The following is a 17,414-nucleotide window of genomic DNA, read 5'->3' on the forward strand; positions in this document are numbered from 1 at the left end:
TCTCCCGAACAGGAGAGGGGCCGGCATATCAATGGGCCTCTGCCGCGTGCGCCTTTTCCGGCGCGGCCGCCGTCGCGGTCGCATTGGAGAAGCGACCGCCGTACGGCAGTACTTCCGCCGCGAGCTTGGTGTCGCCCTTGATCAGGCCCACCGCGTCGAACAGGATGTGCGCCGTCTCTTCCAGCTGCGGATCGGCCGCCTTCTTGGCATCCTTCTCCTGCTTCAGCTCGGACTTCAGGCTGCGCTCGTTGGCGTTGAGGCCGTCGTCCAGCACCGGATCATCCGAACCATCCACGTCGCCATCGATGGTCTTGTGGCGCGAGCGGAACTCGGCCTGCAGCGCATCCTGTTCCTTGCGCTCGTTCTGGCGCTGCGCGAAGTTCAGCGAGATCGTCGTCTTGTCGCGCATCTTCTTGTACTGCGCCAGCTCGTCGAGCATCAGCTTCCACGACGGCGACGCCGCCGTGCGCGCTTCGTGCTTGGACTGCAGCTGGCCGAGGTAGGCCTTCAGGTCCGCCACCGGCTTGTAGTCGGCCGGTTGGATCTGCGTCCACGGCAGCGCGTTGTCGTAGGTCGACTCGCCGAAGTCCTTCTCGTCGCCGTTCTTCGGATACTGGATATCCGGCGTCACGCCCTTCAGCTGCGTGGAACCACCGTTGATGCGGAAGAATTCCTGGATCGTCATCTTCAGCTCGCCGTACTGCGGCTTCTCGCTGGTGTTGCGGGTGAAGCGGTCGAGGTCGACCAGATTCTGCACCGTGCCCTTGCCGAAGGTCGGCTGGCCGATGATCAGGCCGCGGCCGTAGTCCTGGATCGCGGCGGCGAAGATTTCCGACGCCGACGCGGACCCGCGGTTCACCAGCACGGCCATCGGACCGCTCCAGGCCATGCCCGGATCGTCATCGCCCTGCACCTGCACTTCGCCGCGCGCATCGCGCACCTGCACCACCGGGCCCTGGTCGATGAACAATCCAGTGAGCTCGTTGGCTTCGGCCAGCGAGCCGCCGCCGTTGTTGCGCAGATCCATCACCACGCCTTCCACGCCTTCGGTCTTCAGCTCGCCGAGCAGCTTGGCGACGTCGCGCGTGGCGCTCTTGAAGTTCTTGTCGCCTTCGCGGCGCGCGCCGAAATCGGAATAGAAGCTCGGCAGGTCGATCACGCCGATCTTGCGGGTGACGCCGGCGTCCTTGATCTCGATGACCTTCTTCTTGGCGGCCTGCTCCTCGATGCTCACCTTCTGGCGCACCAGGGTGACGAGCTCGTGCTTGCCGTCCACGCCCGCGTCGGCCGGCAGGATTTCCAGGCGCACCGTCGTGTTCTTCTTGCCGCGGATGTGCTTGACCACGTCGTCGAGGCGCCAGCCGATCACATCGACCATCGGGCCGTTCTGGCCTTCGCCGATCGCCACGATGCGGTCGCCCACGTGCACCTTGCCCGACTTCGCCGCCGGGCCGGCCGGCACGATCTCGCGGATGGCGGTGTATTCGTCGCGCGCCTGCAGCACGGCGCCGATGCCTTCCAGCGACAGCTTCATCGAGATGTCGAAGTTTTCCGCCGCGCGGGGGCCGAGGTAGTCGGTGTGCGGGTCGGTGGATTCGGCATAGGCGTTCATGAAGGACTGGAACGCGTCCTCGCCGTCGAGCTGCTTCACGCGGTCGACGTAGCCGGCGTAGCGCTTGTCCAGCGTCTTGCGGATTTCATCGTCGCTCTTGCCGGCGAGCTTCAGGCGCAGCCAGTCGTTCATGGTGCGCTCGCGCCACAGCGTGTCGAGCTCGGCCTGGTCCTTGGGCCACTCGGCCTTCTTGCGATCGAAGTTGTAGCTTTCGTTCGTGTTGAAGTCGAAGCCCTGCTTCAGCAGGCCACGCGCGAAGTTCATGCGGTCGATGGCGCGCGTGATGTACAGGTTGAACATCGAGAACGGACCGGAGAGGTCCTGGTTCCAGATGGCATCGTCGAACTGCGTCTTCAGCGGCGCGAACTTGGCCATGTCGGCCTGCGTGAAGAAGACCTTTTCGCTGTCGAGGCTGTCGACGTACGCCTTGAAGATCTTCTGCGACATCGCGTCGTCGAGCGGCTTGGCGTCGTAGTGGAAACGGGTCAGGAAGCGCGCGGAAAGCTGCGCCGCCTGCGCCTGGTTGACGGTGGCCGTGAGCGGCAGCGTGGAGTACTTGCGCGGCGCGTTGTCGCCGGTGAGATCGGCGGCGGACTGCGCGTGGACACCGACACCGGTGACGGCAAGGGCGAGCAACAGGGCTAGCGAGGGGCGCAGTTTCATAGGTTCTCTGTGAGCTCTTTATGCGTGCTCGGTGACGCCGGCGGCGTGTGCCTGCAGGTCGGCGTGGTAGGACGATCGCACCAGCGGACCGGAGGCGACGTGATGGAAACCCATCGCTTCGCCGGCCACGCGCAGCGCCTCGAACTCGTCCGGCGTCCAGTAGCGCACCACCGGATGGTGGTGCGGCGTGGGCTGGAGGTACTGGCCGATGGTGATCATTTCCACATCGTGCGCGCGCAGGTCGCGCATGGTCTCCAGCACCTGCTCCATCGTCTCGCCCAGGCCCAGCATGATGCCGGACTTGGTCGGCACCTCCGGATGCTGCGCCTTGAAGCGCTTGAGCAGGTCCAGCGACCACTGGTAGTCCGCGCCCGGGCGCACTTCGCGATACAGGTGCGGCACGGTTTCGAGGTTGTGGTTGAACACGTCCGGCGGGAATTCCTTGAGCACTTCCAGCGCGCGCTCCATGCGGCCCTTGCCGCGGAAGTCCGGCGTGAGGATCTCGATCTTGATGTTCGGGCTGGCGTGGCGCGTCGCGCGGATGCACGCGGCGAAGTGCTCGGCACCGCCGTCGCGCAGGTCGTCGCGGTCCACCGAGGTGATCACCACGTACTTCAGGCGCATGTCGCGGATGGTCTCGGCCAGGCGCGCCGGCTCCAGCGGATCGGGCGCGGCCGGGCGGCCATGCGCCACGTCGCAGAACGAACACCGGCGCGTGCAGACCTCGCCGAGGATCATGAAGGTCGCGGTGCCGTGGCTGAAGCACTCATGGATGTTCGGGCAGGAGGCTTCCTCGCACACCGTCACCAGCGAGTTTTCGCGCAGGCGCGCCTTGAGCTGCTGCACGGCGTTGCCCTGCGGCAGGCGCACGCGGATCCAGCTGGGCTTGCGCAGCGTCGGCACCGCGGTATCAAAGCCCGCGCGATTGAGCGCGATCTTGTCGTTGCCGAGTTGCTTCTCGGGTGTGCCGACCACGCTGATCGGGATGGCCTTGGAGGTAGACATGTCGCTCATGTAGGCAGACTCAGACCGCTACGCGAGCGGGTAGTTCAGGGAGGATGGGGGCGGCCGGTTCAGCGTCGAACCCGAACTGGCGGCAGAACTCCTCCACCAGGGCGTCCTCGACGTCCGACAGGCGCGACGGACCGCCCAAGTCTAGCACCTGCGTGACCGCCAAACCCTTGTAGCCACAAGGATTGATGCGGTGATACGGCTCCAGGTCCATGTTCACGTTGAAGGCCAGGCCGTGGAAGCTGCAGCCTCGGCGCACGCGCAGGCCCAGGGCGGCCACCTTGGCGCCGGCCACGTAGACGCCGGGCGCGCCCTCGAGGCGCTCGCCGCCGATGTTCCAGTGCGCCAGCGTATCGATGATGGACTGCTCGATCTTGTTCACCAGGTCGCGTACCCCCACGCCGGCGCGGCGCAGGTCGATCAGCGGATAGCCCACGATCTGGCCCGGGCCGTGATACGTCACCTGGCCGCCGCGATCGACCTGGACCACCGGGATATCGCCGGGCGCGAGCACGTGCTCGGCCTTGCCGGCCTGCCCCTGCGTGAACACGGGATCGTGCTCCAGCAACCACAGTTCGTCCGGCGTGTCGGGGCCGCGGTTGTTGGTGAATTGGCTCATCGCCTCCCAGGTCGCCGCGTAGGGCTGGCGACCGAGACGACGGACTTTGAGCGGCAAGGACATGGGGAATGACCTGGGGACGGAGCTAGGTATCTGCGGCCGTGGGAGGGCCCTTGCAAGGGACCCAGGCCATCCACGGCGTGGCGGGCACGGCCGGCCCGCCACGTCTCCGGGCGACTCAGAGCGTGTAACGGATGTCCGGATCGGCCCGCAGGGCGGTATGCGCCAGGTCGTACTGCTCGCGCGTGTCGCAGCGGAAGCTCACGGTCACCGAGAGGAAGTTGCCTTCGCGCGAATGGCGGTGCTTCACCGTTTCATGCAGCACGTGCAGGCCGATGCCCTCCAGGATCTGCGGGACGCGGGTCTTCAGGTCCGCGCTGGCGTTGCCCATCGCGGTGATCTCGAACTCGCCCGGAAACTGGAAACCCTGGCCCTCCTGTTGGGCCTGGATGGTGTCGATATCGCGCATCACGCTTCCTCCATCACTTCTCGTCGGGCTTCTTGTCGCTGTGGAACCACAGCATGATGCTGTCCCACAGGCGGGCGAAGAAGCCACCCTGCGGCGCATCGGCCAGGGCGATCAGCGGCACGTTCTGCACCGGCTGGCCGTCCAGCGTGACTCGCAGCGTACCCACCTGCTGGCCCTTGGTGAACGGGGCGATCAGCGTGGCCGGGATGTCCATGGTCGCCTTGAGCTTGTCGTAGTCGCCGCGCTTGACGGTCACCAGCACGTTGTCGGCCACGCCCAGCGGCAGCTGGTTGGCCTGGCCCTTCCACAGCTTCGGCGTGGCCAGCGGCTTGTTGCCGTCATACAGCTTGTGCGTCTCGTAGAAGCGGAAACCGTAGTTCATCAGCGCCAGCGCGGCGTCGGCACGGGCCTTCTCGTTGGAAGCGCCCATCACGATGGCGATCATGCGCGAATCGCCCTGCTTGGCGGAGGCGGCCAGGCAGAAACCGGCCGCGGCCGTATGGCCCGTCTTGATGCCGTCCACCGTGTTGTCGCGCCACAGCAGCAGGTTGCGGTTGTGCTGCTTGATGCCGTTCCACTCGAAGTCCTTGACCGCCGAGATAGCGTAGTCCTCGGGAAAATCATGGATCAGCGCGCGCGAAAGAAGCGCGATGTCCCGCGCGGTCGAATAGTGGTTGGCGATCGGGTAGCCCGAGGCGTTCTGGAAATTGGTGTTGGTCATGCCCAGCTGCTTGGCGTAGGCATTCATCAGGTTGGCGAACGCGGCCTCGGAACCGGCGGTGTGCTCGGCCAGCGCGATGGCGGCGTCGTTGCCCGACTGGATGATCATGCCGTACAGCAGGTCCTTCAGCGGCACCTGGCTGTTGAGCTTGAGGAAGCTGGTGGAACCGTCGGTGCCCGCGCCGCCGCTGCGCCACGCGTTCTCGCTGATGGTGACCGGATCGGTCATGTGGATCTTGCCGTTGGCGATCTCTGCGGAGACCACGTAGTCGGTCATCACCTTGGTGATCGAGGCCGGCTCCACGCGCGTATCCGGCTCTTTCGACGCCAGGATCTGGCCGGTGGCGTAATCCATCAGCACCCAGCTCTTGCCGTCCACGTCCGGCGGCGGCGGCACCGGTGCCTCCGGCATCGCCGGACGCGGCACCGGCACGGGCTTGGGCGGCGTCTGCTGGGCGACGGCGGTGCCGACGACCAGGACGGCGACGGCGAGCGAAGACAGGGTACGGCGGATCAGGTTCATCGTTCGGTTCAATCCAATGCTAAGTGGCGGCGCACGGAGCGCCGCGGAAAACAATGCGTCAGTCTACCGCGACCTGCGGCCTGGGCAGCCCCATGTGTTCGATGCGCGAGGTGACATCGTCGGCCTGGTCCACGCTGGCGAGCGGCCCCACACGCACGCGCCGGATACTGCGGCCGTTGATTTGGGCATCCACCACCTGTACCGGCGCAAAATTGGCCGTGCGCAACTGCTGCGCCACGCGCTCCGCATTGCTCGCGTCGGAGAATGCGCCCACCTGGAGGAAAATCCCGGGCCCGGCGCTGGCAGGTTTGGGCGGCGGCGGTGGAGGCGGCAGGGCTTGGGCGGTCAGCGGTTGCGAAGGATCGATCGCACGTACCTCCACCAGCCCCGTGCCCTTGGGCCACACGCCGATCTTCACGGCGGCGGCGTAGGACAGGTCGATCAGGCGGTTCTCGTGGAACGGCCCGCGATCATTGATGCGCACGATCACGCTCTTGCCGTTCTCCAGGTTGGTCACCCGCGCGTAGCTCGGCAGCGGCAGCGTCTTGTGCGCGGCGGTGAACTGGTACATGTCGTAGTCCTCGAGGCTCGAGGTCTTGTACCCGTGGAACTTGTTGCCATAGAACGAGGCGATGCCGCGCTCGACATAGCCGTTGGGGCTGGCCAGCACATTGTAGGTCTGGCCCAGCACGGAGTACGGCGACTTGTTGCCGTACAGCGCGCGCGGCTCCACCTTCGGCACCGGCTCGGGGATCTTGGCGACGACTTCCGGCGCCAGCGCATCGGGCACGCTGTCCGCGCTGTCGCGGTAACGGCTGCCCTGCGGGCGGCTGGTGTCGTCGTAGAAGCCGCCTCGCGACGACCCGGAGGCCGTGCTGCCGCCACGGGGAGAGGACGCACCATGTCCCGCGGGGGGACGGGTCTTGCCGCCACTGCATCCAGCCAGCAGCGCGACCAGGAGAAGCGGCAGCGCCCGCTGCCATTTCATCGCATGGCTTCCGTCACGCCGGCTCCCTCGGCAATCGCCTGCGCGAGCTGGTGCACGGCCAGCGCGTACAGGGGACTGCGGTTGTAGGTGGTGATCACGTAGAAATTCTGGAAGGTGAACCAGTATTCCTTGCCGTTTTCACCGTCCAGCGACTGCAGGCTGGTCGGCTCGCCCGGACTGAATGCCTGCAACGGCGCATAGCCCCAGGCTTCCAGTTGCTCCAGCGGCCATTGCGGCTTGGAATCCTTCACCGAGATCGCCCTGGGCGCGCCATCGGGCTGCGCCCGCGCCGCCACCAGCCCGCCCTGCTGCCAGCCGTGCTTCGCAAAATAATTCGCGACGCTGGCGAAGATATCAGGCAGCGAATTCTTCAGGTCGATGCGACCGTCGCCATCGGCGTCCACGCCGAAGTCGCGGATGCTGGACGGCATGAACTGGCCCCAGCCCTGCGCGCCGGCATACGAGCCGGTGAGCGTGTCGACCGGGCCGGCGAGATGGTTCTCGGGCAGCTCCAGCAAGGTCTTGAGCTGGTCGCGGAAGAAGGTGGCGCGCGGCGGGTAATACAGGCCCAGCGTCACCAGCGCATCGAGCACCTTGTACTTGCCGGTGATGCGGCCGTACGACGTTTCGACACCGACGATCGCCACGATGTATTCCGGCGCGACGCCGTATTGCTTGCCGATGCTTTCGAGCAGCGCGCGATGCTCGCGGTAGAACGCGATGCCGTCGTTGATGCGTTGCGGCGTGATGAAGATCGGCCGGTAGTCCTTCCAGGGCTTGGCCTCGGCGGGGCGGCTGATCGCATCGAGGATTCCCTGCTGCTTCTTCGCGCCATCCAGCAGCGCATTGAGCGCCTGCGGATCCTTGCCGGTGTCTTTCGCCACTTCACCGACCAGCTGGTCCTGTCCGGGGTGGGTTTCCGCGAGGACCGGCATGCATGCCGAGGCGATGAGGAGGCCCAGCGTGGCGACAAGGCGGCGTGTCGGTAGCGACGCGGCGATCAAAGGCATGAATGACTTCACTGTCGAACGGCTTCGATGCGAAGCCTAGCATGCAAAGCGGGGAAAAACCGGGGGTTTGCGATGTGCCGGGCGGCATGGCGGGCACCGCCCAACTGCCCTGCGAGTGCCCCGGTGCGCGCCCACCGACCCCCCACGGGCCTCAGTCGTGCACCTTGCGATTGGCGTAGATCGACATCAGCACGCCAAAGCCGGTGAGCAGCGATACCGCCGACGTTCCACCGTAGCTCACCAGTGGCATCGGCACGCCCACCACCGGCAGCATGCCGGCGACCATGCCGCCGTTGACGAACACGTACACGAAGAAGCTCATGCCGATCGCGCCGGCGAGCAGGCGCGAATAGGTGTCGCGCGCTTCCATCGCGATCCACAGGCAGCGGCCGATGATGAACGCGTACAGCAGCATCAGGCCGATCACGCCGACCAGGCCGAACTCCTCGGAGAACACGGCGAAGATGAAGTCGGTGGTGTGCTCGGGCAGGAAATCCAGGCGCGACTGCGTGCCGTGCTGCCACCCCTTGCCGAACATGCCACCCGAACCCACCGCGATCTGCGACTGGATGATGTGCCAGCCGTTGCCCAGCGGATCGGACTCCGGATCAAGCAGCGTGCGCACGCGGTTGCGCTGGTATTCGTGCAGGAAATGCCAGGCCACCGGAACCATCGCACCCACCGCCGCGAGCAGGCTGCCGATCTTCCACCAGCGCATGCCCGACAGGAACAGCGCGAACGCACCGGCCGCGCTCACCAGCAGCGCCGTGCCGAGGTCGGGCTGTTCGGCGATCAGGCCGGCGGGAATCGCGATCAGGATGCCCACCACGATGATGTCCTTCCAGCTTGGCGGCAACTGGCGCGGGTGCAGGTACCACGCCACCATCATCGGCATGGTGAGCTTGAGCAGTTCGGACGGCTGGAACGACAGCACGCCCAGGTCCAGCCAGCGCTTGGAGCCGCTGCGCACCTCGCCCAGCGCCGCCACCACCAGCAGCAATGAGACGCTGCCCGCATAGAGCCAGGGCGTCCAGCTGCGCAACACGGATGGCGGAATGCGCGAGATCAGCAACAGCAGGAAGCCGCCCATCACGAAGCGCGCGGCCTGGCCGGTGATCATCGCCATGTTGCCGCCGCTGGCGCTGTACAGCGTCATCAGGCCCACGCAGGCGAGCACGAACAAGCCGAACGCCAACGGCAGGTCGATGCGTGGGCGCGTGATTATCCGGCGCAGCAAGCGCTGCAGGCGAATCTGGAGGGCGTCGATCATGGATTGCCTCCGTCGTCGGGGGCGGCGGTGCTGGAGCTTTCCGCGGGCAGCGCGGGCATGTCCGCCGGCGTGGCGACCGGCGTATCGTCCGGTACGTCAGGCACGCCAATGGGCGTAACCGGGCCCTCAGGCGTCTTGCTCGGCGGCACCGCGCCACCGGTCGAGACCAGCCATGCATCCATGATCTTGCGCACGATGGGGCCGGCGTCGGCCGCACCCCAGGCGCCTGATTCGAGCATGGCGGCCACCGCGATACGCGGTGCCTCGGTGGGCGTGTAGCCAATGAACCAGGCGCGGTGGCGGGTCGCCAGATAGGCCAGGTTCTTGTTGGTGTCGTAGTCGTTGCTGCGGCGCGAGAAGCGCTCCGCAGTACCGCTCTTGCCAGCCACCGTCAGCGGAAACCCCTTGAACACCCCTGCCTGCATGGCCGTACCGCCAGCGCCATACACCACCGCCTCCATGCCCTGGTTGACCACGTTCCAGTCGTTCGGCTTGCGGATCAGCGAGGGGCCCGAGGGGGGATTCGGCAGCGGCACGGCGTGTTCCTTCACCGCGGATGTCGCCATCACCAGGCGTGGGGCATACGGCGTGCCGTGGCCGGCGAGCGTCGCCGTGGCATGCGCGAGTTGCAGCGTGGTGACGTTCCAGTAACCCTGGCCGATACCGGCGATCACAGTCTCACCCGGGAACCAGCCGTACTTGCTGCGCGTGGCCTTCCACTCGCGTGACGGCAGGATGCCTTCAGTCTCGCCGATCAGGTCGATGCCGGTCTTCTTGCCGAAGCCCAGGCTGCCCATCCAGCTGGCCAGTCGATCGATGCCCATGTCGAGCGCAAGCTTGTAGAAGTACGTGTTGGTCGACTTCTCGATGGCACGCACCATGTTCACCGTGCCATCGCCACCGCGCGTGTCGTCGCGGTAGCAGCGCTGCTGCCCGGGAATGCAGAATTCGCCCGTGGACAGCACCGTGTCCTCCGGCCGGCGCACGCCCAGTTCCAGGCCACCCAGCGCGAGGAACGGCTTGACCGTGGAGCCCGGCTGATACGCGCTCTTCAAGGCGCGGTTGAGCAGTGGCTTGTCGGCATCCGTCGTGTAGGTGGTGTAGTCGGCGCGGCTGATGCCATTGACGAACAGGTTGGGGTCGAAGCTGGGCACGCTGACCATGGCCAGCACCTGGCCATTGCGCGGGTCGATGGCGACGGTCGAACCCGGCCGGCCATCGAAGGCGTCGGAGGCCGCCTTCTGCACACGCACGTCGATGCTCAGGTAGAGGTTCTTGCCCGGCGTGGGCGCATGCGTCTCCAGCACGCGCTGCACGCGGCCGTCCGCGTTCACCTCGACCAGCTCATAGCCCGGCTCGCCGTGCAGGATGTCCTCGTACGAACGTTCCAGGCCGCTGCGGCCAACATGGCTGGTGCCCTTGTAGCGATCCGCGTCGAGCCGGTTCATGTCGTCCGCGTCGATGCGGCCCACATAGCCCACCACGTGCGCGAACAATGGCCCGTACGGGTAGCGCCGCGTGAGATAGGGCACCACGTCCACGCCGGGGAAACGCCAACGGTTGATGGCGAAGCGGTCAATCTCGTCCTCGGTGAGGTGCAGCTTCAGCGGCACGCTGTCGAAACGGCGGTTCTGCTTGAGCTGCTTCCTGAACGTCTCGATGTCGTCGTCGCCGAGCGGCACCACGTCGCGGATGTCCGACAGCATCGCCTTCATGTCGGGCACCTGCTCGGGCACCACTTCGAGGCGGAACGCAGGCACGTTGTCGGCCAGCAGCACGCCGCTGCGATCGTAGATCAGGCCACGCGCCGGCGGGATCGCGCGCGGCTTGACGCGGTTGTTCTCCGAGCGCAGCGCGAACTCGTCGTGGCGCTGCACCTGCAGGTACTGGTAACGGCCGACCAGCACGCCCAGGCCAAGCAGGATCAGCGCGAAACCCACCATCGCGCGCACGCGGAACAGCGTGCTTTCGCCGCGGGAATCCTTGATCGAGCGCCGTTTCAGTGCCATGGCGCTACTGGATGCGCAGGCGCATGCGCAGGTCGTCCATGAGCAGGAACAGGAACGGCCATAGCGCGGCGCCGACGAACGGCGAGATCCACCAGCTTGCGGTAGGCAAGGCCTCGCCGGCGAACGTGCGCACGATCAGCAGCAGCACCCGGTCGTTGAGCAAGAGCGCAAGCACGGCCAGGGTCTGCTGCCACATCGGGAAGAAGCGCAGGCGCGAGCGGAAACGCAGCGCGATGAACACCAGCGCGCACAGGCGCATGGCCTGCTCGCCCAGCAGTACGCCATCGAGCAGGTCCGCGCCCAGGCCGATGCAGAAGGCGAGGCCCAGGCTCACGCGCTGGTCGCCCGACTCCAGCGCCCAGTACAGCAGGAACAGCGCCGGCCAGTACGGCTTGAACGGCTGCAGCGGCGCCGGCAACGGCACCAACATCGACATCAGCGCGAACACCAGCGAGCCGGCAAACCATAGCCATTGGATGCGTTGCTTGTTCATGGCTGCGCCGGTCCCGTGCTGGTGGCCGGCGCGACGGCAGCCCGCGGTGGCGGCGGCGTTTCCGTGCTGGCGGAAGGCGCCGGCGCGAGATCCGATGGCGGCCCCGCCGGTGTCACGGGTTCCGGCGGGCCAACGGGTTCAGCCAGGTCATGCAACAGCAGCACGTCCTCGCTGCGATCCAGGTCAGCGGTGGGGCGCGCCTTGCCTTCGAGGAACATGCCCGAGGCAGCGGGCTCCACGCTGCGGATCTCACCCACCGGAAAGCCCGGCGGAAAACGACCACCAAGGCCCGAGGTGAGCAGCTTGTCACCCGGATGAACGTCGGCGGCCATGGAAATGTTCGGCAGGCTAAGCAGGGCGCCGTCGCGGGAGCCGTAGGCCACCGTGCGCAGGCCGGTGCGCTCGATCACCACCGGAATCGCATGATCGGGATCGGTCACCAGCATCACCAGCGAGGTGCGCGCCATCACTTCCACCACCTGTCCGATCACGCCGTGCGCATCGATCACCACCTGGCCCTTCTTCACGCCGTCATGCGAGCCCACGTTGACCAGCATGCGCTGGCGCGACGCGCCCAGGTCCACGTCGATGACGCGGGCCAGCTGCACGTTGAGTTCCAGGCTGTGCTGCGTGTCCAGCAATTCCTTCAGGCGCTGGTTCTGCTCGGCCACGGCCGCCATGCGGTTGAGCTTGGCGTTGGCCAGCAGCAGGTCTTCGCGCAGGCGCTGGTTCTGCTCGGTGAGCACTTTGCGATCGGAGAACGCCACGCTGGCCGCACGCATGCCGGTGGCCGGCAGGCTGGCCAGCCGGTAGACCGGCTCGACCAGCACCGATGCGGTATTGCGCAGGCGCCAGATCCAGCCATTGCGATGGTCGAGCACCATCAGCACCAGGGCCAGCGCAAGATAGAAAATGAGTCTGAGCGTGCCGGCGGCCGTGCCGGCGAACAGGGGCGACGATTCCTCGCGCGCGAGCGCCATGGCCTACCCCCTTTCCGCGGCGCGGTTTATTCGGCAGCGAAGAAATCGCTGCCGTGCTGGTCGATCAGCTCCAGCGCCTTGCCGCCGCCACGGGCCACGCAGGTGAGGGGCTCGTCGGCCACCTGCACGTGCAGGCCGGTTTCCTCGGAGATCAGGCGATCCAGGTCGCGCAGCAGCGCGCCGCCGCCGGTAAGCACGATGCCGCGCTCGGCCACGTCGGAGCAGAGCTCCGGCGGGGTCTGCTCCAGCGCCGACTTCACCGCGGCCACGATGCCCGACAGTGGCTCGTGCAGGGCTTCCAGCACTTCGTTGGAGTTGATGGTGAACATGCGCGGCACGCCCTCGGCGAGGTTGCGGCCGGAGATCTCGATCTCCTTCACGTTCGTCTGGGGGAACGCGCAGCCGATTTCCAGCTTGATGCGCTCGGCGGTCGATTCGCCGATCAGCGTGCCGTGGTTGCGACGCACGTAGTTGATGATCGCCTCGTCGAAGCGGTCGCCGCCCACGCGCACGGACTGCGAGTAGACGATGCCGTTCAAGGAGATCACGGCCACTTCGGAGGTACCGCCACCGATGTCCAGCACCATCGAGCCGCGCGCCTCATGCACCGGGATGCCGGCGCCGATCGCGGCGGCCATCGGCTCTTCGATCAGGAACACGTCGCGGGCACCGGCGCCTTCGGCCGATTCCTTGATGGCGCGGCGCTCCACCTGGGTCGAACCGCAGGGCACGCAGACCAGCACGCGCGGGCTCGGGCGCAGCATGCGCGACTTGTGCACCTGCTTGATGAAGTGCTGCAGCATGGCCTCGGTCATCGAGAAGTTGGCGATCACGCCATCCTTCATCGGGCGCACCGTGGCGATGTTGCCCGGCGTGCGGCCCAGCATCTTTTTGGCGTCGCTGCCCACCGCGGCCACGGCGCGCGGGCCACCCGGGCCACGGTCCTGACGGATCGCAACCACCGACGGTTCATTCAGGACGATGCCCTGGCCACGCACGTAAATCAGCGTATTGGCGGTGCCGAGATCGATGGAAATGTCGTTGGAGAAAAAGCCGCGAAACTTCTTGAACATGGGTCCGCCGTGGGCCGGCTGTGGCTAAAAAGTAAGCGCGCCAGTCTAGTCAGCAAGCCCCCGGATCGCAAGGACAATCTCGTTAAGAAAGCCTTTGGAGACGCGATGATATGCGCGTTTTCAGAGGTTGCCCCGGCGAACCCGCGGCGGCCGGAAAGTCGCGGACCGGCCCTTATGCCGGTACAATCTGGAACTTTGAGCCAGGCAGGCGCGTGAGCCGCCCGGCATCTTCGTTCCACTTGCCAGGAAATCACCTCGCGCCATGTCTGCCGTCATCTGCGGATCGCTCGCCTACGACACCATCATGGTCTTCCAGGACCAGTTCAAGAACCACATCCTGCCGGACCAGGTGCACATCCTGAACGTGTCGTTCCTGGTGCCGAGGATGCGCCGCGAGTTCGGCGGCTGCGCCGGCAACATCGCGTACAACCTCAAGCTGCTAGGCGCCGACCCGCTGCCGGTCGCCACGGTGGGCCAGGACTTCGCGCCCTACCGCGCGCACATGGAGAAGTGCGGCATCCGCCTGGACTACGTGCGCGAGTTCGAGGACCAGTTCACGCCGCAGTGCTTCATCACCACCGACCTGGACAACAACCAGATCACCGCCTTCCACCCGGGTGCCATGCTGAGCGCGCACACCAACCACGTGCGCGACATCCCGGAGATCAGCTTCGCCATCGTGGCTCCCGACAGCCGCGACGCCATGCTGCAGCACGTGGATGAATTCGCCGCGCGCGGCGTGCCCTTCATCTTCGATCCGGGCCAGGCCATGCCGCTGTTCGACGGCGCCGAGTTCCGCGCCATGATCGAAAAGTCGACCTACGTGATCGTCAACGACTACGAGTCGCAACTGCTGCAGCAGCGCACCGGCTGGAGCGCGCAGGACATCGCCTCGCGCGTGAAGGCCTACATCGTGACGCAGGGCCCGCGCGGTTCGCACATCCACACCGACGGCACCACGCACGAGATCCCGGCCGCACGCGAGCGCCAGGTGGTCGACCCCACCGGCTGCGGCGATGCTTATCGCGCCGGCCTGATCTTCGGCATCATGAAGGGCAAGGACTGGCCGACCATTGGCCGCATGGCCTCGCTGATGGGCGCCCTCAAGGTGGAACACCCCGGCACGCAGAACCAGCGCTTCGACTATGCGCAGTTCTCCGCGGAGTTCAAGGAACAGTTCGGCTACTCGATCGACTGATCGACGCAGCCAATGCATGTCGGCAAGGCCTCCCGCCCGGGAGGCCTTGTCGTTTCAGTCCACGCGAAAACCCATGGTGGCATTCACCGCGTCCTGCCAGCCGCGATAGAGGCGGTCGCGCTCCTGCGCGGGCATGGCCGGCGCAAAGCGCCGATCGACCTGCCACAGGCCGGCGATCTCCTCGCAATCCCGCCAGAAGCCGACAGCGAGGCCCGCGAGATAGGCGGCACCGAGCGCCGTGGTTTCCTGCACGCGCGGGCGCAGTACCGGCACGCCCAGCATGTCGCTCTGGAACTGGGCCATGAAGTCGTTCGCGATGGCGCCGCCATCGGCGCGCAACTCGGTCAGCGCAATGCCCGCATCCGCTTCCATCGCCGTGAGCACGTCGCGCGATTGATAAGCCATCGATTCCAGCGCCGCACGCACGAAATGCTCCTTGCTGGTGCCTCGACTGAGGCCAAATACGGCGCCGCGCACATCGCTTCGCCAATAGGGTGCGCCGAGACCGACAAACGCCGGCACCATGTAGACACCGTCGCTCGAAGCCACGCGTTCCGCATAGGCCTGGGAATCGCTGGCTTTGCCCAGCATCCGCAGGCCATCGCGCAACCACTGGATGACCGAGCCGGCCACGAAGATGCTGCCCTCGAGCGCATAGTCCACGCGGTCGCCCAGTTGCCAGGCGATGGTGGACAACAGGCCATGCTTCGACGGCACCGCCTGCTCGCCCGTATGCATCAACATGAAACAGCCGGTGCCGTAGGTATTCTTGGCCATGCCGGGCTTGAAGCACGCCTCTCCGAAGAGTGCGGCTTGCTGATCCCCCGCGACACCGGCAATCGGTACGCTGGCGCCAAAGAACTGGGATGGCGCCGTGGTTGCATAGACTTCGCTGCTCGATCGCACGTCGGGCAACATGGCACGCGGGATATCCAGCGCGTGCAGCAGGTCATCATCCCAGCAGCGCCGATGGATATCGTAGAGCAGCGTTCGTGCCGCGTTGGTCACGTCGGTCACATGGACGGCGCCGCCGCTCAAGTGCCAGATCAGCCAGCTGTCGATCGTTCCGAACAGCAACTCGCCGCGCTCGGCCCGCTCCTGCGCGCCTTCCACGTGGTCGAGGATCCAGCGCAATTTGGTTGCCGAAAAATAGGCATCGATCAAGAGCCCGGTGCGCTCGCGCACCAGGGGCTCCAGGCCATCCTGCTTGAGCCTCTCGCAGATCTCCAGGCTCTGACGCGATTGCCACACGATCGCGTTGTACACGGGTTGCCCCGTCGTGCGGTCCCACACCACCGTCGTCTCGCGCTGGTTGGTGATGCCGATCGCCGCAATGTCGGCAAGCTCGACCTGCGCGTTGGCCAGCAGCTCGGTCACGGTGACGAGCACGCTGGTAAGGATCTCGCGCGGATTGTGCTCGACCCAACCAGGCTGCGGGAAGACTTGGGCGAACTCCCGCTGCGCGCTCCCCATGACAGAGCCCGTGCGGTCGAACAGGATCGCACGCGAGCTCGTCGTGCCCTGGTCGAGGGCCAGAATGAAACGCTTCTCCACGCGACGGCTCCCGCGGCATCAGAGGGCTCAAGCGTAGCAACAAGCGACGACGCGGATCGATGCCCGCCCGCTGCCTGGCGTATTAGTGCTCCCCGCCCTTCGCGGCGGGTTGCATGATGCGGTCGATGAACGCCAGGGCCAGCGCGGACACCACGAAGGCCAGGTGCAGCAACACCTGCCACATGATCGTCTGCGGATTGAGCGTATTGGCCTTGATGAAGGTCGCAAGCAGGTGAATCGACGAGATGCCGATGATCGCCATCGCCAGCTTCACCTTGAGCACCGTCGCATTCACGTGCGACAGCCATTCCGGCTGGTCCGGATGTCCCTCGAGTTTCAGCCGCGACACGAAGGTTTCATAACCACCCACGATCACCATCACCAGCAGGTTGGAAATCATCACCACATCGATCAACCCCAGCACAGTGAGCATGATCGTGGTCTCGGCACTTTCCGCCGCGGCGCCATCACCGAGATGACCGAACAGGGTGGCATCGACCAGATGCCACAACTCGCGGACAAACTGCACGACGTAGATCGCCTGGGCCACGATCAGGCCCAGATACAGCGGCAACTGCAGCCAGCGCGAAGAGAAGATGAGATAGGGAAGCAGACCGAGGCGGCTCTTCATGGGAGTCGTCATATGCGTCACAACAGCGGGGGATGGTCATCGATGATCGCAAATTCTTGCGCACTAATCGATGACCAGGCGTGATCGTATTCAGTCGCCGTCGCGTACCAACCGACGTTCCATGAAGCCGGTTCGCAGGCGATTACGTGGCCGCGGTGAAGACACGGTCGCCCCCGCCGTTGCGCCATTCGACGCTTCGTCGATCCCGCGAGAACGCGAAGCCTGATCCACCGTCGCTCTTGCTCGATGCGCCTGGGCGCTGTGCATCGCCGCAGGCCGGCGAAAGGCGTCGATAGCCGGTCCCCGAGGCGCACGTGGGATGAACTGCCCGGCCGAATAGATCGGCGGGCACGCCGGTGCGCTTGGTCGCGCGCCTGGTTTGCCGATCCGGAATGATCCGCCCGCCGAGCGCCCATGGCGCTCATGGCGCGCGAGGCGCATGAGGCTCGCTCCTGTCAAAGCGCGTGCTGTCGTTGCAGCAGCGGAGCTGGTGCGTAACAGCTGTCGCGGAAGCGGGACGACGCGTGATGTGCGCGGTCACGCCGCGCCCGTGTTTCGCGCACCGCGGTGCGGCGGCGGGTCTGCCTCGGC

15 protein-coding genes are annotated in these 17,414 nt (G+C 66.1%); 1 reads left to right on the forward strand and 14 read right to left on the reverse strand.

Annotated features, from left to right (window positions below; genetic code table 11):
- Positions 1-28: 28 nt before the first annotated feature.
- From JMF82_RS15285 to JMF82_RS15340, 12 genes are all read right to left on the reverse strand, one after another.
- Entirely contained in the window at positions 29-2,275 is a 2,247-nt protein-coding gene (locus tag JMF82_RS15285) for a carboxy terminal-processing peptidase (RefSeq protein ID WP_201315418.1), read from the reverse strand.
- Between the two features lie 18 nt (positions 2,276-2,293).
- Complete coding sequence (gene lipA / locus JMF82_RS15290) at positions 2,294-3,289, reverse strand: lipoyl synthase (protein WP_201315419.1); 996 nt, start codon at positions 3,287-3,289, stop codon at positions 2,294-2,296.
- A 10-nt stretch (positions 3,290-3,299) separates the two neighbouring features.
- Complete coding sequence (lipB, locus tag JMF82_RS15295; protein WP_081804534.1) at positions 3,300-3,968, reverse strand: lipoyl(octanoyl) transferase LipB; 669 nt, start codon at positions 3,966-3,968, stop codon at positions 3,300-3,302.
- A gap of 115 nt (positions 3,969-4,083) precedes the next feature.
- Positions 4,084-4,374, reverse strand: a complete 291-nt coding sequence (locus JMF82_RS15300) for a DUF493 family protein (protein WP_201315420.1) — start codon at positions 4,372-4,374, stop codon at positions 4,084-4,086.
- A 13-nt stretch (positions 4,375-4,387) separates the two neighbouring features.
- Positions 4,388-5,617 carry a D-alanyl-D-alanine carboxypeptidase family protein gene (locus JMF82_RS15305; protein WP_201315421.1) on the reverse strand — a complete coding sequence of 410 codons (1,230 nt, stop codon included), beginning with the start codon at positions 5,615-5,617 and terminating at the stop codon, positions 4,388-4,390.
- Positions 5,618-5,675: 58 nt separating this feature from the next.
- A complete protein-coding gene (locus JMF82_RS15310; protein ID WP_201315422.1) occupies positions 5,676-6,605 on the reverse strand; it encodes a septal ring lytic transglycosylase RlpA family protein in 930 nt (309 codons plus the stop codon).
- Positions 6,602-7,615, reverse strand: coding sequence for a lytic murein transglycosylase B (mltB, locus tag JMF82_RS15315; protein ID WP_201315423.1), 1,014 nt, complete (start codon positions 7,613-7,615; stop codon positions 6,602-6,604). Before mltB ends, JMF82_RS15310 begins: the two co-directional genes overlap by 4 nt.
- 151 nt (positions 7,616-7,766) lie before the next feature.
- On the reverse strand, positions 7,767-8,885 hold the full coding sequence (gene rodA / locus JMF82_RS15320) for a rod shape-determining protein RodA (RefSeq protein WP_201315424.1): 1,119 nt from the start codon (positions 8,883-8,885) through the stop codon (positions 7,767-7,769).
- Positions 8,882-10,894, reverse strand: a complete 2,013-nt coding sequence (gene mrdA, locus JMF82_RS15325) for a penicillin-binding protein 2 (RefSeq protein WP_201315425.1) — start codon at positions 10,892-10,894, stop codon at positions 8,882-8,884. The genes rodA and mrdA overlap by 4 nt, the downstream gene beginning before the upstream one ends.
- 4 nt (positions 10,895-10,898) lie before the next feature.
- A complete protein-coding gene (gene mreD / locus JMF82_RS15330; RefSeq protein ID WP_201315426.1) occupies positions 10,899-11,387 on the reverse strand; it encodes a rod shape-determining protein MreD in 489 nt (162 codons plus the stop codon).
- Positions 11,384-12,367 carry a rod shape-determining protein MreC gene (gene mreC, locus JMF82_RS15335; RefSeq protein ID WP_201315427.1) on the reverse strand — a complete coding sequence of 328 codons (984 nt, stop codon included), beginning with the start codon at positions 12,365-12,367 and terminating at the stop codon, positions 11,384-11,386. Before mreC ends, mreD begins: the two co-directional genes overlap by 4 nt.
- Positions 12,368-12,393: 26 nt before the next feature.
- Positions 12,394-13,440, reverse strand: coding sequence for a rod shape-determining protein (locus JMF82_RS15340; protein ID WP_038623286.1), 1,047 nt, complete (start codon positions 13,438-13,440; stop codon positions 12,394-12,396).
- A gap of 262 nt (positions 13,441-13,702) precedes the next feature.
- Here JMF82_RS15340 and JMF82_RS15345 point away from each other — a divergent pair, with 262 nt between their 5' ends.
- Complete coding sequence (locus tag JMF82_RS15345) at positions 13,703-14,638, forward strand: carbohydrate kinase family protein (RefSeq protein ID WP_201315428.1); 936 nt, start codon at positions 13,703-13,705, stop codon at positions 14,636-14,638.
- A gap of 54 nt (positions 14,639-14,692) precedes the next feature.
- Here the strand turns inward: JMF82_RS15345 and glpK are convergent, their stop codons facing one another.
- Both glpK and JMF82_RS15355 read right to left on the reverse strand, forming a co-directional pair.
- Complete coding sequence (gene glpK / locus JMF82_RS15350) at positions 14,693-16,192, reverse strand: glycerol kinase GlpK (RefSeq protein WP_201315429.1); 1,500 nt, start codon at positions 16,190-16,192, stop codon at positions 14,693-14,695.
- An 82-nt stretch (positions 16,193-16,274) separates the two neighbouring features.
- The gene (locus JMF82_RS15355; RefSeq protein ID WP_201315430.1) at positions 16,275-16,835 is read right to left on the reverse strand and encodes a TIGR00645 family protein; all 561 of its coding nucleotides are present in this window, start codon (positions 16,833-16,835) and stop codon (positions 16,275-16,277) included.
- Between the last annotated feature and the right edge of the window lie 579 nt (positions 16,836-17,414).

The organism is Dyella sp. EPa41, from assembly GCF_016586165.1.
In the GTDB taxonomy this organism is placed as follows: domain Bacteria; phylum Pseudomonadota; class Gammaproteobacteria; order Xanthomonadales; family Rhodanobacteraceae; genus Dyella.

Excerpts from the sequence above, each read along its gene's own strand:
- JMF82_RS15285 (WP_201315418.1), bottom strand. The coding sequence starts at position 2,275 with ATGAAACTGCGCCCCTCGCTAGCCCTGTTGCTCGCCCTTGCCGTCACC.
- lipA (WP_201315419.1), bottom strand. The coding sequence starts at position 3,289 with ATGAGCGACATGTCTACCTCCAAGGCCATCCCGATCAGCGTGGTCGGC.
- lipB (WP_081804534.1), bottom strand. The coding sequence starts at position 3,968 with ATGTCCTTGCCGCTCAAAGTCCGTCGTCTCGGTCGCCAGCCCTACGCG.
- JMF82_RS15300 (WP_201315420.1), bottom strand. The coding sequence starts at position 4,374 with ATGCGCGATATCGACACCATCCAGGCCCAACAGGAGGGCCAGGGTTTC.
- JMF82_RS15305 (WP_201315421.1), bottom strand. The coding sequence starts at position 5,617 with ATGAACCTGATCCGCCGTACCCTGTCTTCGCTCGCCGTCGCCGTCCTG.
- JMF82_RS15310 (WP_201315422.1), bottom strand. The coding sequence starts at position 6,605 with ATGAAATGGCAGCGGGCGCTGCCGCTTCTCCTGGTCGCGCTGCTGGCT.
- mltB (WP_201315423.1), bottom strand. The coding sequence starts at position 7,615 with ATGCCTTTGATCGCCGCGTCGCTACCGACACGCCGCCTTGTCGCCACG.
- rodA (WP_201315424.1), bottom strand. The coding sequence starts at position 8,885 with ATGATCGACGCCCTCCAGATTCGCCTGCAGCGCTTGCTGCGCCGGATA.
- mrdA (WP_201315425.1), bottom strand. The coding sequence starts at position 10,894 with ATGGCACTGAAACGGCGCTCGATCAAGGATTCCCGCGGCGAAAGCACG.
- mreD (WP_201315426.1), bottom strand. The coding sequence starts at position 11,387 with ATGAACAAGCAACGCATCCAATGGCTATGGTTTGCCGGCTCGCTGGTG.
- mreC (WP_201315427.1), bottom strand. The coding sequence starts at position 12,367 with ATGGCGCTCGCGCGCGAGGAATCGTCGCCCCTGTTCGCCGGCACGGCC.
- JMF82_RS15340 (WP_038623286.1), bottom strand. The coding sequence starts at position 13,440 with ATGTTCAAGAAGTTTCGCGGCTTTTTCTCCAACGACATTTCCATCGAT.
- JMF82_RS15345 (WP_201315428.1), top strand. The coding sequence starts at position 13,703 with ATGTCTGCCGTCATCTGCGGATCGCTCGCCTACGACACCATCATGGTC.
- JMF82_RS15355 (WP_201315430.1), bottom strand. The coding sequence starts at position 16,835 with ATGACGACTCCCATGAAGAGCCGCCTCGGTCTGCTTCCCTATCTCATC.